This window comes from Halorubellus litoreus (assembly GCF_037081675.1).
GTDB classification, from domain to species: Archaea; Halobacteriota; Halobacteria; order Halobacteriales; family Natrialbaceae; genus Halorubellus; species Halorubellus litoreus.
Genome location: NZ_JAZAQL010000006.1, coordinates 124,185 through 140,071, shown reverse-complemented (window position 1 = coordinate 140,071; position 15,887 = coordinate 124,185). Strand labels below are relative to the sequence as shown.

Here is a 15,887-nt window from a genome sequence, read left to right as displayed (position 1 = left end):
TTTTTATGCAAGTCAGTAGAATACTTACGGACGAGAATGCAGTGTCATCGACCATCGGTGTCGTTTTGATGGTGGCGGTGACGGTTATCCTCGCAGCGGCGGTGGGAACGTTCGCGCTTGGACTGGCGGAAGAGTCGACGAAAGAAACACCATCAGCGTCGGTTGAAGTGAAATGGGGCACGGTTGGGAGCGATGACACGGTCGACATCACGATAGTCGGTGGCGACAGCGTCAAGTCGCGGTTCGTCACTGTGGTCCACCAAGACGGCACCGAGCTATGGGCTGACGGCACGACGACTGATGTCTCCCCCTACGGCGGTAAGACGTGGAGTGGAGACGAGATTCAATCTGGGGATACCCTCGGACTACAGGAAGACTCCAGCGATATCTTCCAGTCCGACGACACTGTGAAGGTCATCTGGAACAACGGCCAGAAGTCGCAGGTTCTCGGGTCTGGGACGCTCAACTGACCGTTCTCTACCTATCCTAACCGACAATCCCAGGCGACGGTCGCGGTTCTGCTCTCGGTGAGAGGTTTTTACGCTGGTTTCTGGTCGTGAAGCCTGTAGCACATGACTACTGGCGAATTCGATTCCGAGGACGCTCCCGGCGTCGCGGCCATCGTCCTCGGTGCAATCGGCCTGACCGAGATCGGAACCATCAGCATCTACGGGTTCAGCCGCAGCGACACCGCGTTCTCGCTGGGCTCGACCGGCGTGACGTGGGCGGCACTCCTCGTCGTTGCCGGCGCCGTCTGGATCTCCATCACGAACGAGGTCGCGCTCGGCGACTGGATCGGGATGATCTCCGACGGCGACGACCCGCAGAACAAGAGGCCTTCACTCCCGGAATCGGACGTTTGAGCGACGCTGGTGACCGTACTCTCCGTCGTTGGAGAGCGATGGAACGACACGTGGGACCACGGTCGCTCGCTGCGCTCGCTCCCTGCTCCCATTTTCGCGACGCGCGCACTCGTCGCTACGCTCCTCGTTTGGCGTCGCGAAAAGTGGGACCGCCGAGAGTCGAACTCGGGTCCTACGGACCCCATCCGCAGAGGATACCACTACCCCACGGTCCCTGTATTCAGACGATTGGTCGGTTCGTGTTTAAGGGTGTCGTTTCGGGTGCGCCTGCTCGTGGTTTGCTAGACGAGCACGCGCTCGAGGGTGACGACTTCGCCGCTCTCTGCACGTGGGTCGCCGGTGAGGCGGCCGAGGGCGACGACGGCGTCGTTCGGGGTGTAGGCGGCGACGATGCCGTCGACGTCGTCGGGGTTGGGGGCGTCGATGACGCCGGGGGCGTAGATGGGGGCGCCGTCGGCGACGGCTTCGGCGGCGCTCGGTGCGATGGTCACCGTGGGGAGGTGTTCGAGTGCGCGTTCGGCGGGCTGGAGGACGTCGCGGAGCGGGGCGTCGTCGCCGTCGTCGAGCCAGTCGTGGATGGCGTCGACGAGGTCGTGGAGGGTGACGAGCGTGGTGTCGTCGAACGGCGTGGTCGCGGTCCGCCGGAGGTGTCCCATGTGCGCGCCGGTGCCGGCGGCGAGCCCGACGTCGTGACAGAGCTTTCGGATATACGTCCCGGGCTCGCAGCGGATGCGCAGGAGTGCGCGACGCTGCTCGACCTCGAGGACGTCCAGCTCGAAGATCTCGCGGGTGCGGAGCCGGCGGGAGACCGCGGACTTCCGCGGCGGCTTCTGGTATATCTCGCCTTCGAACTCGGCGACGACGGCTTCCAGGTCGCTCGGGGCGTCCGCGTGGAGTTCCAGGACGCTCACGTACTCCTTCTCGCCTTCGCCGAACGCTTGCGCGACGCGGGTCGCGTCGCCGGTGAGCATCGGGAGGCAGCCCGTGACCTTCGGGTCGAGCGTCCCGGCGTGCGCCGCACCGTCGACCGAGAGGTCCTCGCGAGCACGCCCCGCGGCCTGTGCGTCTTCGAGCGCGTCGCTGGCGGCGTCGCGCACCCACGCGGCGACCTGGTGCGCGCTCGGCCCCGGGGGTTTGTCGAGGTTCACGACGCCGAACGCGAGGAGTTCGGCGGGCGTCCGGTCGGCTGGTGCGGACCGAAGCATCAGCCCTCGACGGCGAGGTCGACGGTCAGGTCGACGGGCTCCATGCCTTCGTCCGCCGTCTGGTCGTACGCTTCGACGGCGTCGACGAGCAGGTCGACCATCGCGTCCTCGCCCCAGCGCGCGGTGTTCATCGACAGGTCGTAGATCGAGCGGTCCTCGATATCGATGCCGTAGTACTCCATGTAGCGTTTCGCTTCGCTGGATTCGCGCGCCGCGGTCTCCTCGGCGGCGGCCTCGGGGTCCTTCCCTTCGCGGTCGGCGATACGGGCACCGCGCACGGAGACGGGCGCGTCAAGCCAGAACCTGAAGTCGGCGTGGTCGCCGGCGAGCCAGCCGGCGAGTCGCGATTCCAGCACGACGTCCTCGCGCTCGCGAGCGATCTTCTGGAGGCGCGCGTCGAGGTCGCGGTCGATCTGGTCGTTCTCCTCGGCGAGCTTGTTGAACTCGAGTGGCGTGTAGCCGCGTTCGTCGGCGAGGTCGCGGAAGATGTCGCCACCGGAGATGTGTTCGAGGTCGAACGCGTCGGCCAACGCGGGCGCGGCCGTGCTCTTCCCGCTGCCCGGCGGGCCGGAGACCGTGATTAACATATGCATCCTCCGGCCGTCGCGGTAAAAGGAATTGTGACTTGTCGCGACCGTTGGCGGGAACGCCGCCCTGTCTCAGGACGGCGTCGGGGTGTCGAGGTCGAGCGCCTTCCGCATCACTTGCTGGAACCCCATCGAGCACAGGAAGTAGAACGCGATCCACGCGGGGAGCGGGCCGATGCTACCGTTCTGCCACGACACTTCGCCCGCGAACGGCATCACGACGGTCTGCTCGAGGCCCTGGAGGTGGCCGGCGGAACCGCGAATCCCGATCATCCAGGCCATCCAGAGGAACGCGGGGATGGTGAGGAGCGTGATCCACGCCATCGGGCGGAAGTTCTCTTTCATCATGTTCATCTGGTCGCCCATCGCGTCCATGCGTTCCTCCTGGATGCGGTCGACGGCCGCGTCGTCGTCCCGCTCTTTGGCTTCCTTCTCGCGCTCCTGGAGCGCCTGGAACTTCTCCTGGTACGCCGCGACCTTGTCCTGGTCGACCATGTTCGCCTGGAGGACTGACGAGTACAGGCCGGTCACGAGCGAGATGCTGAGGATGACCGCGTAGAACGGGAGCGCGGCGTCCAGTGGCCCGAGGACGAGGTCGAATGCACCACCGACGATCTGCATTATCGGATCGAAGTAGTACCCGGACATGAGGACGAGCGTGAGGACGCCGGCTGCCTTGTCGCGAGTCTTCCAGCTGGAGCCGGAGTCCTCGACCTCGGGGATGTCCTCCATCTCGTAGTCGTCGTCGCCGTTCCCGTCGAGGACGTCTGCGACAGCGTCGGCGTCGGCGAACTCGAAGCCGTCGTCGCCGTCGACGAGGATGTCCTTCTCGAGGAGGCGACCCCACTGGCCGGACGAGATGTCGTCTTTCACGTCCGTCCAGCGGACCACGCCGTCGTTCTCGTCGGCGACGCTGCGAACGGTCTCGAGCGCGTCGCGCATCTCCGCGCTCTCGTTCGCCAGTGTCGCCGCCTTCTCCGCGGTACGCGCCATTTCCAGGCCCTAAGCGATGCCCGGTAAAGAAGCTTTTACTCTCCACCGCGGCCTGATTTACTCTCCACCGCGGCCTGAGATGGACTGCGAGTAGGGGGCGTCGGGCGCGCGTTCGCCGTCGACGGCGACGAAGTCCTCGCGGGAGACTCGGGGTCGCGGTCGATCTGGTCGTCCTCCTCGGCGAGCGTGTCGAACTCGAGGGGCGTGTCCCCGCGTTCGTCGGCGAGCGCCGGCGCGCCGGTGCTCTTGGCGCTACCCGGCGGTCCGGAGACCGTGATTGCTATGTGCGTCCTCCGGCCGTCGCGGTAGAAGGAATTGCGACTTGTCGCGACCGCTGGCGGGAACGCTGCCCTGTCTCAGGACGGCGTCGGGGTGTCGAGGTCGAGCGCCTTCCGCATCACCTGTGTGAACCCCATCGAGCACAGGAAGTAGAACGCGATCCACGCCGGAATCGGGCCGATGCTACCGTTCTGCCACGTCACCTCGCCCGCGAACGGCATCACGACGGTCTGCTCGAGGCCCTGGAGGTGGCCGGCGCCGCCGCGCGTCCCGATCATCCAGTACATCCAGAGGAACGCGGGGATGGTGAGGAGCGTGATCCACGCCATCGGGCGGAAGTTCTCTTTCATCATGTTCATCTGGTCGCCCATCGCGTCCATGCGTTCCTCCTGGATGCGGTCGACGGCCGCGTCGTCGCCGCGTTCCTTCGCCTCCTGCTCGCGCTCCTGGAGCGCCTGGAACTTCTCCTGGTACGCCGCGACCTTGTCCTGGTCGACCATGTTCGCCTGAAGGACCGACGAGTACAGGCCGGTCACGAGCGAGATGCTGAGGATGACCGCGTAGAACGGGAGCGCGGCGTCCAGTGGCCCGAGGACGAGGTCGACGACGCCACCGACGACAGACCGGATCGAAGTAGTACCCGGCCATGAGGACGAGCGTGAGGACGCCGGCTGCCTTGTCGCGAGTCTTCCAGCTGGAGCCGGAGTCCTCGACCTCGGGGATGTCCTCTATCTCGTGGTCGTCGTCGCCGTTCCCGTCGAGGACGTCCGCGACGGCGTCGGCGTCGGCGAACTCGAAGCCGTCGTCGCCGTCGACGAGGATGTCCTTCTCGAGGAGGCGACCCCACTGGCCGGACGAGATGTCGTCTTTCACGTCCGTCCAGCGGACCACGCCGTCGTTCTCGTCTGCGACGCTGCGAACGGTCTCGAGCGCGTCGCGCATCTCCGCGCTCTCGTTCGCGAGCGTCGCCGCCTTCTCCGCGGTACGCGCCATTTGCAGGCCCTAAGCGATGCCCGGTAAAGAAGCTTTTACTCTGGGTCTCCCGGAACGCCCCACCGGACCGGGCGACCGCCGATGGTCGCGGTCAGGCGTTCGATTCGATGGCGGCTTCGACGTCGTCCCAGACGGCGTCGGGGGCGCGTTCGCCGTCGACGGCGACGAAGTCGTCGCGGTCGCTGTAGTGGTCGATGACGGGCTGGGTGTTGTCGTCGAAGACGTCGAGGCGGTTCTGGACGGCTTCTTCGGTGTCGTCGTCGCGCTGCACGAGGTCGCCGCCGCAGTCGTCGCAGACGCCCTCGACTTCGGGCTGGTCGAACTCGACGTGGTAGTTCGTTCCGCAGTCGTCGCAGACGCGGCGGCCGGTGAGGCGGTCGACGAGTTCGTCGCGGGACACGTCGAGGTGGAGGATGACGTCGAGCTCGGTCATGTCCTCGAGTTCTTTGGCCTGTTCGAGGTTCCGCGGGTAGCCGTCGAGGACGTAGCCGTCGGCGGTCGAGAGCGCTTCCTCGACGATGGCGTTGACGACGGCGTCGGGGACGAGGTCGCCGGCTTCCATGTACTCGCGGGGCGTGTCGTACTCGGTATCCATGTCGCTGATGTCCATGTCCTTGTTCGCGCGGAGCGCGTCGCCCGTGGTGACGTGCTCGACGTCGAACGCGTCGGCGATGCGTGCGGACTGCGTGCCTTTGCCTGCGCCCGGTGCGCCGAGGATGAGTACGTGCGGGTTGCTCATACACGGGACGTCACGGGCCGGGTTTAAATCGTTGTAGAAACGCGCTCGATGTTACCGGGGCTTTCCGCTCCTTGCAACCCCATTCGAGCCCGACCCGAGCATCCGACGCGAGCATCCGACGCGAGACCGACGCGAGACCGATGCGACACCGATGCGAGCCCGACGTGAGCGTTCGGCGACCGGTTGGCGCGCGGTGTCGCAGTCGCGCTCGCTTCGGCGAGCGCGGCTGCGTCGATACCGTGGGAGGTTCCCGCGAGTCTATCGAGCGGGAGTCGGCTGGGGAGGGCGTGGCGCGGGACGCTGCGTCCAGGACGGGGCACCGTCCGTGACTCGAACCCGACGAGGTTTACAGAACATGTAAACCCAATCGCGGCGGCCCGCCACGCGGAGGCGAGGACGGCGACGGAATCGAGCGAGATACTGACGCTACGGTGCGGTCGCGGCCGCGGTCGCTGTGTCGTCCAGGATACCCACCGAGCGCGAGCGAGCGAAGCGATCGAGTCGCTCGGCCTTTTTCCATCAACGTTTTTTCAAGTGGGGGTCGCCGGAGCGCCCGAAGGGCGAGGCGACCCTCCGCACAAAAAAGGTTGGAGGCGAACGGTACTTGTGACCGGCGCGCGACGCGTGGCGTATGGACGTTTCACTCGTCGTGCTCGACGGTTGGGGATTGAACGACGACCCGGGGGACCACCGGGATGCGGTCGAGGCGGCGCATACGCCGGTGTTCGACCGGTTGAGTCGACAGGGCGCGCGCGGTCGGCTCTCGGTGTCGGGGCGGCGCGTCGGGCTGCCGGACGGCCAGATGGGGAACTCGGAGGTCGGGCATCTGAACATCGGCGCGGGACGCGTCGTCCGGCAGGAGTACACGCGCATCAGTGACGCCATCGAGGACGGGTCGTTCTTCGAGAACGACGGCTTGGCGTCGGCGTTCGAGTACGCCGCGGACACGGGCGGACGCGTGCACTTCGTGGGGCTCGTGAGCGACGGTGGCGTGCACTCGAGTCAGGCGCACCTGCACGCGCTCGTGGAGATGGCGGCCGACCGGGGCGTGGACGCGGTGACGCACGCGTTCACGGACGGTCGCGACACCGCGCCCGAGTCGGGTGCGGGATTCCTCGCGGACCTCGAGGCGGTCGTCGACGACCACGGTACTGGGGACGTGGCGTCGGTGACGGGCCGCTACTACGGGATGGACCGCGACCGGAACTGGGAGCGCACGAAGGCGGCGTACGACGCCATCGTCGATCGAGAGGCCGACCATCACGCCGCGTCGGCGGTCGAGGCGGCCGAGGCGAGTTACGAGCGCGGCGACACCGACGAGTTCGTGGAGCCGACGACGGTCGGCGACCACGACGGCCTGGAGTCGGGGGACGCGGTCGTGTTCTTCAACTTCCGCGCGGACCGCGCGCGCCAGCTCACCAGGATGCTCGCGAACGACCCGCCCGCGGACGACTCCGTCGCCGAGTCCGACGTCGAGTGGCCGGAGGCGCCGAAGCTCCGACTGGTGACGATGACGGAGTACGACGAGGAGTTCGACGTCCCGGTCGCGTACCCGCCGACGTACCCCGAGGACGTCTTCGGGGAGGTGCTCGCCGACGCCGGGAAGACCCAGTTGCGGATGGCCGAATCCGAGAAGTACGCGCACGTCACGTACTTCCTGAACGGCGGCCGCGAGGGCGCGTTCGACGGCGAGAGCCGGGAGATAATCGAGAGCCCGGACGTCCCGACGTACGACGAGACGCCCGCGATGAGCGCCCGAGCGCTCACGGACGCGGCTATCGCGCGTATCGAGCGCGACGACCCGGACGTCCTCGTGTTGAACTACGCGAACCCGGACATGGTCGGCCACACGGGCGACTATCGGGCCGCCGTGGAGGCCGTGGAGGCCGTCGACACCCAGCTCGGGCGGCTCGCGGAAGCCGTCCAGGCCGCTGGCGGCGACCTCGTCGTGACCGCGGACCACGGGAACGCCGACGACATGGGGACGGAGGAAGATCCACACACGGCGCACACGTACAACGACGTCCCGTTCGTCTTCGTCGACGCGGACGGCACCGACGGCGGCGTTCGCGTCCGCGAGGACGGGTCGCTCTGCGACGTCGCGCCGACGCTCCTGCACCTCGCGGACGTCCCGAAACCGGCCGCGATGACCGGCGAGTCGCTGCTCGTCGTCGACGACTGACTGCGGCGCGCTATCGAGCGCGGCCCGCGGCTGAGTGCGGCCCGCGACCCGCCCCGGAGCGTGTGGCGTGATACCGCGAATCACGCCGCAGTGCGGGAGTTTATTTGATTCCTGTTGCTAGAGGGCGTGTGCAGAGTCCGTTCGACGTGCTGGGGGTCGACCGGGACGCGGGGGAGGACGAGATCCGTCGCGCCTATCGACAGCGCGCGAAGGAGACCCATCCCGACCAGGGCGGGACGCGCCGCCAGTTCCGACTCGTCAAGGCCGCCTACGAGGAGCTGTCCGCTGGCGGCGGCCGCGACTGGGACGAGGTCGCGGCCGACGAGGAGGGCGAGACCCTCGCTCGTACCGAGTCCGTCGTCGAGTACCTCGACTACGACGCCATCGTCGAGCAAGGCTGGAGTCTCGACGACGACGACCTCTTCGAGAAGGCCAACCGCGTCCGGTTCGACGACGCTACGCACGGGACGTTCGTCGTCGAGGGCGACGACAGCGTGCTCGAAGCCGCCGAGGACGCCGGCTTCGACTGGCCGTTCTCGTGTCGCGGTGGTGCGTGCGCGAACTGCGCTGTCGCGGTCGTCTCCGGCGAGATGGACGTCTTCCACGACCACGTGCTCCCCGAGGAGCTCACCGAGCGCGGGATCCTGCTCTCCTGTATCGGGACGCCAGCGACGAGCGACATGCAGGTCGTGTTCAACGTCAAGGACCTCCCCGAGCTCGAGGAGCACCTCCTGCCGCCGCGACCGAGCTGACCGACCGTTATCGCGGCAGCGTCGACCAGTTCGCATTTCGTTTCTGACACCGGAAAGCCGAATACGTCGGCGAGAGAACGGTCGGGCGTGTCCCGAGATTGGACTGGTGCCGAGGGCGAGGACGACTCGCTGACGGGGCCGGACGGGAGCTTCGACCGCGAGCGCGTCGTCTCCGTCGCGTCGTCGGTCATCGAGCGATGGGAGCAGAGCCGTCACCTCGAGGTCGTCCGCGGGCGCGTCAGGAACCTCTTCGTCGCGTTCGCGCTCGTCGCCGCGGCGACGTGGCTGTTCGAGCCACGCGGCCTCAGCGGGTTCGTCTTCCAGGTGTGGTGGCTCGCGAGCCTCCCGCTCGCCGGCCTCACGGGCACGGTGTACGTGACGCTCCGGAACCCGAACCAGGTACGGGACATCTGGTGGGACGACGGCGCGCTCGTCACGCTCGGGCTCGTCGTCGTCGCGATGCTCGCGAAGGCCGCGACGAGCGGGCCCGCCGCGCGGGTCGCCTGGCAGCTCTTGTTCGCCGAGGACTCGCCGACGGGCGTCGACTACGGGTACGACGCAGTCGGCGACGGTATCGACGATGCGCGCGTCGCCGAGATACGCGAGTACGTGAACTGGGCGATACTGGGGTCGGTGGGCATCGTCCTCGTCGACTTCCTCGGGCGGGCGCTCTCCCGGGGCGGCGTCGACGCGGTCCTCGACCTCCTCGCCGGCGGAACCGGCGGTGGCGGTGGTGGCGGCGGTGGCGGTCTCCCGAGCGTCCCGACGCTCCCGGGCGTCCCGACGGACCCGCTCTCGGTCGTTGCGCTCCTCGTCGCTGCGGTCGTCGTCGGCGCGGTCGTCGGCGTCATCGTTGCACTCCAGCGCGAACTGTAGTCCCCGCGACCCGGCTGCCAGCCCCGACGACGCCGGGCGCGTCGCCTCGACGCCGAGCGGCCGCCGGCCACGCGTCACGGGTCGTGCACGCGAGGGCTTAAGCGACCGTCGACCGAACCGTCCGTCGACCACCCGAACCCCATGGACTTCTCGCTCTTCGACGCCACCGTCCGGATCGACGACGCGTTCGTCGACGCCCCGCCCGACGCCCTCCGCCGCGAACTCCGCGAGTACGCGCGTGGCGAGCGCCGCACGTTCGACGTCGCCGTCGCCTACCCCGACGACTTCACGGGCGACGTGATGCGCGCGATGACCGAAATCCCCTACGACGAGACGCGAACGTACGGCGCCCTCGCACGCGACCTCGACACGAGCGCGGTCGCCGTCGGTGGCGCCTGCGCGCGCAACCCCGTCCCCGTGGTCGTCCCCTGCCATCGCGTCGTCGCGAGCGACGGCGGCCTCCGCGGATACTCCGGCGGCGACGGCGTCGACACGAAGCGCCGGCTCCTCGAGCACGAAACCAGGAACGTCGAGGGCGACGACGGCACGCGACAGTCGACGCTCCCCGGACGCGACTGACGGAACGCCGACCTGGGCGACGCAGACCCCGGCGACGCCGACCCCCTCTGACGCCGGCCCCCGGCGACGCCGACCTCAGATACGCCAGCCGCCGGCGACGTCGACTCGCGAGCGCGTTCAGTCGCCGGTACGGAACGAGTAGTCGAGGCTGCGCGCGGAGTGCGTGAGGCTCCCCATGGAGACGACGTCGACGCCGGCGTCGGCGTACGCGGGGACGTCGCCGACGGTGATGCCGCCGGAGGCCTCGACGACGACCTCGCGGCCGCCGGCGACGGCGGCGTCGCGGACAGCCGCCGCGACCGACGCGGTCGTCTCCGGGTCCATGTTGTCGAGGAGGACGACGTCCGCGCCCGCGTCGACCGCGCGCACGGCCTCCTCGCGCGTCTCCGCTTCCACCTCTATCTTCGTCGCGAACGACGCTCGCTCGCGGAAGTGTGCGACAGCGTCCTCGAGCCCCATCTCGGCGACGTGGTTGTCCTTCACCATCACCATGTGCGAGAGGTCCAGGCGGTGCGTGTCGCCACCGCCGGCGACGACCGCGCGCTTCTCGACCCCACGCAGCCCTGGTGTCGTCTTCCGAGTCGCTACGATAGCGACGTCGTCGCTGAACTCGCGGGCGGTGTCGACCGCGCGACGCGTCTTCGTCGCCACGCCCGACGCGTGCCCCGCGACGTTCACCGCGACGCGCTCGGCGCGTAGCGTCTCGCGCGCCGCCCCCGACGTCCGCAGCACCACGTCGCCCGCAGCGACCCGGTCGCCGTCGTCGACGCGCTCCGTGACGTCCACGCCGAGGTACCCGAACACCGCCTCGGCGGCCGCGAGTCCCGCCGCGACGCCAGCCTCCTTCGCGACGAGCCGCCCCGTCGTCTCGCCTGAGACGTCGTTCGTCACGTCGTGATGGCCGACGTCCTCGCGCAGCCACCGTTCGACGTCCGCGTCCGTTATCATCGCCGACCCTCCCGCCGTCGTCTCTCCCGTCGTCGTCCCGGTCGCATCATTCGGCCTCCGGCGTCGGCGCCTCCTGGTCGTCCGTCGACTCCTCGCCGTCGACGACGTAGTGACAGCCGACGCTCTCGGGGTTCTCCGCGGCGGCCTTCGCGACCAGGAGCGCGACGACGCTCGCGTTCCGCAGCTCGAACAGGTCTCGCGCCGTCCGCGTACGGACGTACGCGTCCACCTCGCCTTTGAGTCGACGGAGCGCCGCTTGCGCGCGCCCCAGGTCGGCGGCGTTCCGCCGGAGGCCGACGTGCTCGCTCATCACGCGCCGGAGCCGCCGGAACTTGTCCGCGGCGAAGCGCTCGGGGAGCGCCGGGTCGCTGTTCCGGTACGACGGCCCCTCGACGACGAGCGCGTCGCGGTCGAGCGCGTCGCGGGCGACCGCGTCCTGGCCCGCGCGCAACCCCCAGACGAGGCCCTCCAGCAGGCTCGTCGAGGCGAGCCGGTTCGCGCCGTGGACGCCGGTCCGCGCGCACTCCCCGACCGCGTACAGGCGGTCGAGGGTCGCGCGTCCGTCGTGGTCGACGGCCACGCCACCACAGAGGAAGTGCTCGCAGGGCGTCACCGGAATCCCGGACTCCCAGTCGACCTCGCGCTCGTCGCACTTCGCGGCGAGTCCGGGGAACGCCTCCTCGAACGGCTCCGCGAGCGGGGAGACGTCCAACCGGACCTCACCGGTCGCCTCGCGTTCCGCTGCGACCGCTCGCGCGACGACGTCCCGCGGCGCGAGCTCCGCGTCCGCGTGATAGTCGGGCATGAACCGTTCCCCGTCGCCGTTCACGAGGTGCGCGCCCTCGCCGCGGACCGCCTCCGAGAGCAGGAACGAGTCCTCGCCGTCGTACGCGGTCGGGTGGAACTGCACGTACTCCATGTCCGCGACGTCGGCGCCCGCGAGCGCCGCCATCGCGATACCGTCGCCCGTCGACCCCGCCGGGTTCGTCGACGTCTCGAAGCAGTCGCCGATACCGCCGGTCGCGAGCACCGTCGCGTCCGCGTACACCGCTTCGCCCTCGGGGGCACGCGGCGCGAGTCCGTCCGCGTCGAACGCGTCCTCGGGCGCGCTCGCCTGCCGGTCCAGGACCGCGCCGTGGACGCGCCCCTCGTCGGTGACGAGGTCGAGCGCCGCGGTGTCCTCCAGTAGCTCGACGTTCTCGACGTCCGCGAGATGCGAGAGGAACGGCCGGAGGACGTGCTGGCCGGTCGCCGCGTCCACGTGCAGGATTCGATTCTCGCTGTGCGCGGCCTCGCGAGCGAAGTCCAACCCGCTGCCCTCGGCGTCGGTGTCGAACGGGACGTTCAGGGTGTCGACGAGGACGTCCGTCACCGCCGCCGACGCCTCCTCGACGAGCACGTCCACCGCCTCCTCGTCCGCGGTCCCCGCGCTCGCCGCCACGACGTCCGCCTTCAGCGATTCCGGGCGGCCGCGCGTCGTCGCGATACCGCCCTGCGCCCAGTCCGAACTCGCGTCGGCGGGCTTCTGGGCTTTCGTCACGAGCAGGACGTCCGCGCCGTCCCGGGCCGCCGCGAGCGCCGCCGCACACCCCGCGATACCGGAGCCGACGACGAGCACGTCCGCGACCCGCGGACCGGATGCGTCACGCATGATTCAGACCTCCAGCATGCGGTCGAGCGCGACCTGCGCGAGTTCCTTCTCCTCGGGCGCGACCTCGACGACGTTGCGCTCGCGGCCCGCGACCAGTTCCTCCAGGACCCACGTCAGGTAGTTCGGGTCGATCTGGCGCATCGCGTTGCAGTCCATGCACGCGTCCCCACAGAGCGGGAGGACCTCGACGTCGGGATGCCAGCGGTCGAGGTGCTTCGCGAGGTGGATCTCGGTCCCGATCGCCCACGCCTCGCCGGGGTCGGCGTTCGCGACCGTCTCGCATATCGTGGCAGTCGAACCGACGACGTCCGCCGCTTCGACGACCTCGCGCCGGCACTCGGGGTGGACGACGACGTTCGCGTCCGGACGCTCCGCGCGGAGGTCCGCGATGTGCTCCGCGGAGAAGCGCTCGTGGACCTGACAGTAGCCGTCCCAGAGGACGATGTCCGCCTCGGCCGCGGCCGCGGCGTCCTTCCCCTCGGGGTCCCACGGGTCCCACTCCGTTATCGCGTCCTCCATCCCGAGCTCGTACGCGGTGTTCTCGCCGAGGTGCTTGTCGGGGAGGAACAGGACCTTGTCGCCGCGCTCGAACGCCCACTCGAACGCGTCCGCGGCGTTCGAACTCGTACAGACGAGGCCGCCCTGCTCCGCGCAGAACGCCTTCAGGTCCGCGTACGAGTTCATGTACGTGATCGGGATGATGTCGCTATCGGGGGCCGCGGCCGTGATCTCCTCCCACGCCGCGTCGACCTGGAGCGCCTCCGCCATCCCCGCCATCGGACAGGACGCCTCCATGCTCGGGAGGACGACGGACTGGTCGTCGTCCGTGATGATGTCCGCGCTCTCCGCCATGAACGTCACGCCACCGAAGACGACGTACTTCGCGTCCGCGTTCGCCGCCTCCTTGCTGAGTTGGTAGGAGTCGCCGACGAAGTCGCTGTGCTCGACGATCTCGCGGCGCTGGTAGTTGTGCCCGAGGACGACGACGTCGTCGCCGAGTTCGGCCTTCGCCGCCTCGATGCGCTCGCGGCGCTCTCCCTCGTCGAGGTCCCGGTAGGATTCGGGCAGTTGCTCCAGGTTGTCGTACTTGAAGAGACTCAACTCCGTCTCGAACGTCGCGGACTCCATCTGGGCCACTTTGACTCACCTGTTGTTACTAGCCGCTCGGAGAGCCACATTGAAGAACTTTTCTCTACAAAGACCGGTACCGGTGAGGTACCACCACCGAATAGTGGCTCGCGTCGGCAGCGAGTTGTGTGTCGGTGGTTCGAAGATGAATGATACGCGCGACCCGCGACCGTCGACGAACCGTCGAACAACGCTGGAGAGGGGTGGGTTCAGCGGTTCTCGCTGCAGGCCGGTCGCCGCCACGGCGGCACTCGCTCCCCGTCGTCGGCGTCGTCGCCGACCGCTTCGTCGTGCTCGGCGAGCAGCCGTGACTGTTCCGCGAGCGTCACCGACTCCAGCAGGAGCGCGAACGTCACGGCGGTGACCGCGACCGCCAGCAGGGACGCGCCCTCGCGCGTGACCCCGCTGGTCGGGAGGACGACGGCGAGCATCCTGAGGACCCGTCGTCCGTGTGGTACGTCCACCGGGACTCGCCCGTAGTGCGTCCGGTAGTACGCGAACGGCCCGAAGGAGAACAACGCGACCCACGGGACGACGTCGGGGACGGTGGGGACCTCGCCGACGAGGAGGAACCCGGCGACGCTCGCACTCAGACCGAGGCATCGCGCGGCCATCTCGTTCGATCGGAGCACCGCTGCCAGCCACGTCCAGGCCGCGCAAGCGCGCTGCGCCGGCCACGACCGCGTCGTCCACCGCCGCAGCGGGTCCCGCCGGACCGCGAGCGCCGCCGCACGCGCCGTCGGGTCGTCGTCGACGGACTGGTCTCGCTCGCACTCGTCTCGCTCGCGTTCCAGCCACGCGCGACCGTCGAGTTCCGCCATCGCCATCACCGCGACCCCCACGCCCGCGAACGAGACGACGGTCACGCCGATGGCCACCCAGCCGTCCTCCTTCGGGACGAGGTAGAGGAGGGCGAACGGCCAGAAGCTCGCGACGTCCCACGGCCGGGACTCGTCGGAGAGCGCGTCCGGATGGTGCGCGAGGTAGTACGTCCCCGGCCCGAGACCGCTGGCAGTGAGGCTGGGGAGATACTCGGGACCAACGACGAACGCGTCGACGAGCACGAAGCCCACAACGGCCGCGGCCGCCCCGAGCCACCACGCCGCCGCCGACCGCGACGCGAAGAACGCACCGAGTCGCGCGACCGCTGCACGCGGGTCAATCGCCATCGGTCCACCTACTCGACGACGCCGGGTCGTCGACGCCCTCGTTCCCCACCTCGGTCCCTGGACCGCCGCGTCCGGTGTCGCCGAACCCGTCGCCGATGCGGACCTGTTCCGCGACCGTCATTCCTTCGATGAGCAGTACGAACGCGGCTGCGGAGGCGGCAACCGCCAACCCGTCGTCGCTGACGACGAGTCCAGCGGTAGTCGCAGCCCACTGACGTATGAACCCGCGATGCTTGTGTCGGGTCGTCTCCGGGCGTTCCGGGTCGGTCCCGTGGTACACCACCGGTGCGAGGCCGAGCAAGAGTGCCCACGGGACGGCGTCCGGGAGGTCGAGGACGAACGCGCTGGTGAGGAACCCGGTGCCGCTCGCGGCCGCACCGACCCACCACGCGAGTTGCCGGTCCGCGCGGAGTCGGTCCAGGAACGCGTCTCGCATCGACCGCATCGCTCGGAGCGGTGGCGTCGCCGCGAGCCACGCCACCGCGCGCTCGACGCGCGGCGACGGTTCCGGGTCGTCGTCGCGGCGGACGTGATGATACCGCTTCGGCGGCGCGTGGACGTCGATGCGCGCGCCCGCCACGACCGCGACCCAGAGCCCGACGATGGCGACCGCGAGCGCGACGGCGACACCCACGTCCGCGCCGCTCGGCAGCAGGTACGCGAACAGGAGCACCGCGACGGCGACGGCGTCCCAGTTCACTGACTCGCCCGCCAGCGGGTCGTAGTACCGCACCGGATAGTGGAGGACGTAGTACGTCGCGAGCCCGACGCCGACGCCGAACACCAAGAGGAGGTAGATGGGTTCGTCGACGACGGCGGCGAGCCCGAACGGGCTCCCGACGGCGACGGCGACGGCGAGATACCGCGACGCGTCGATGCTGTCCCGGAAGAACGCGTGCACGGTCGCGACCACCGCCACGCCGCCGTCACCGAGCACGTACGA

The 15,887-nt window shown here is 69.2% G+C and carries 15 protein-coding genes, 1 tRNA gene and 2 pseudogenes; 6 read left to right on the top strand and 12 right to left on the bottom strand.

Translation table 11 applies throughout. The features are described from left to right. Positions 1-5: 5 nt before the first annotated feature. Positions 6-470, top strand: a complete 465-nt coding sequence (locus VYJ16_RS21525; RefSeq protein WP_464379846.1) for a type IV pilin domain-containing protein — start codon at positions 6-8, stop codon at positions 468-470. 102 nt (positions 471-572) lie between these two features. After that, entirely contained in the window at positions 573-863 is a 291-nt protein-coding gene (locus VYJ16_RS21520; RefSeq protein WP_336352374.1) for a DUF8023 family protein, read from the top strand. A gap of 144 nt (positions 864-1,007) precedes the next feature. Here VYJ16_RS21520 and VYJ16_RS21515 read toward each other — a convergent pair. From VYJ16_RS21515 to VYJ16_RS21480, 7 genes and pseudogenes are all read right to left on the bottom strand, one after another. After that, positions 1,008-1,078: transfer RNA gene (locus tag VYJ16_RS21515), tRNA-Pro, on the bottom strand. A 66-nt stretch (positions 1,079-1,144) separates the two neighbouring features. Then, on the bottom strand, positions 1,145-2,068 hold the full coding sequence (locus VYJ16_RS21510) for an RNA-guided pseudouridylation complex pseudouridine synthase subunit Cbf5 (RefSeq protein ID WP_336352373.1): 924 nt from the start codon (positions 2,066-2,068) through the stop codon (positions 1,145-1,147). Beyond that, a complete protein-coding gene (cmk, locus tag VYJ16_RS21505; protein ID WP_336352372.1) occupies positions 2,068-2,655 on the bottom strand; it encodes a (d)CMP kinase in 588 nt (195 codons plus the stop codon). The genes VYJ16_RS21510 and cmk overlap by 1 nt, the downstream gene beginning before the upstream one ends. A gap of 72 nt (positions 2,656-2,727) precedes the next feature. Further along, on the bottom strand, positions 2,728-3,648 hold the full coding sequence (locus VYJ16_RS21500; RefSeq protein ID WP_336352371.1) for a DUF106 domain-containing protein: 921 nt from the start codon (positions 3,646-3,648) through the stop codon (positions 2,728-2,730). Between the two features lie 152 nt (positions 3,649-3,800). Beyond that, positions 3,801-3,932 (bottom strand): annotated as a pseudogene (locus tag VYJ16_RS21495) ((d)CMP kinase); the annotation flags it as partial. Between the two features lie 72 nt (positions 3,933-4,004). Further along, positions 4,005-4,920: pseudogene (locus VYJ16_RS22225) on the bottom strand (DUF106 domain-containing protein). A 91-nt stretch (positions 4,921-5,011) separates the two neighbouring features. Beyond that, positions 5,012-5,659: an adenylate kinase gene (locus VYJ16_RS21480; protein WP_336352369.1), complete on the bottom strand. Its 648-nt coding sequence runs from the start codon at positions 5,657-5,659 to the stop codon at positions 5,012-5,014. A 631-nt stretch (positions 5,660-6,290) separates the two neighbouring features. Here VYJ16_RS21480 and gpmI point away from each other — a divergent pair. The 4 genes from gpmI (at position 6,291) to VYJ16_RS21460 (ending at position 10,048) form a co-directional block, all read left to right on the top strand. After that, entirely contained in the window at positions 6,291-7,841 is a 1,551-nt protein-coding gene (gene gpmI / locus VYJ16_RS21475; RefSeq protein WP_336352368.1) for a 2,3-bisphosphoglycerate-independent phosphoglycerate mutase, read from the top strand. 128 nt (positions 7,842-7,969) lie between these two features. Continuing rightward, positions 7,970-8,593 carry a ferredoxin Fer gene (gene fer, locus VYJ16_RS21470; protein ID WP_336352367.1) on the top strand — a complete coding sequence of 208 codons (624 nt, stop codon included), beginning with the start codon at positions 7,970-7,972 and terminating at the stop codon, positions 8,591-8,593. An 87-nt stretch (positions 8,594-8,680) separates the two neighbouring features. Further along, a complete protein-coding gene (locus tag VYJ16_RS21465) occupies positions 8,681-9,469 on the top strand; it encodes a hypothetical protein (protein WP_336352366.1) in 789 nt (262 codons plus the stop codon). A 141-nt stretch (positions 9,470-9,610) separates the two neighbouring features. Next, entirely contained in the window at positions 9,611-10,048 is a 438-nt protein-coding gene (locus VYJ16_RS21460; RefSeq protein WP_336352365.1) for a methylated-DNA--[protein]-cysteine S-methyltransferase, read from the top strand. 117 nt (positions 10,049-10,165) lie between these two features. Here VYJ16_RS21460 and nadC read toward each other — a convergent pair whose 3' ends face one another. The 5 genes from nadC to VYJ16_RS21435 form a co-directional block, all read right to left on the bottom strand. Beyond that, a complete protein-coding gene (gene nadC, locus VYJ16_RS21455) occupies positions 10,166-10,996 on the bottom strand; it encodes a carboxylating nicotinate-nucleotide diphosphorylase (protein ID WP_336352364.1) in 831 nt (276 codons plus the stop codon). Between the two features lie 46 nt (positions 10,997-11,042). After that, positions 11,043-12,647: an L-aspartate oxidase gene (locus VYJ16_RS21450; protein WP_336352363.1), complete on the bottom strand. Its 1,605-nt coding sequence runs from the start codon at positions 12,645-12,647 to the stop codon at positions 11,043-11,045. 3 nt (positions 12,648-12,650) lie between these two features. Then, positions 12,651-13,775, bottom strand: a complete 1,125-nt coding sequence (gene nadA / locus VYJ16_RS21445) for a quinolinate synthase NadA (protein ID WP_336352362.1) — start codon at positions 13,773-13,775, stop codon at positions 12,651-12,653. A 209-nt stretch (positions 13,776-13,984) separates the two neighbouring features. After that, positions 13,985-14,944, bottom strand: a complete 960-nt coding sequence (locus VYJ16_RS21440; RefSeq protein ID WP_336352361.1) for a hypothetical protein — start codon at positions 14,942-14,944, stop codon at positions 13,985-13,987. Then, positions 14,934-15,881, bottom strand: a complete 948-nt coding sequence (locus VYJ16_RS21435) for a hypothetical protein (protein WP_336352360.1) — start codon at positions 15,879-15,881, stop codon at positions 14,934-14,936. The genes VYJ16_RS21440 and VYJ16_RS21435 overlap by 11 nt, the downstream gene beginning before the upstream one ends. Positions 15,882-15,887 lie beyond the last annotated feature (6 nt).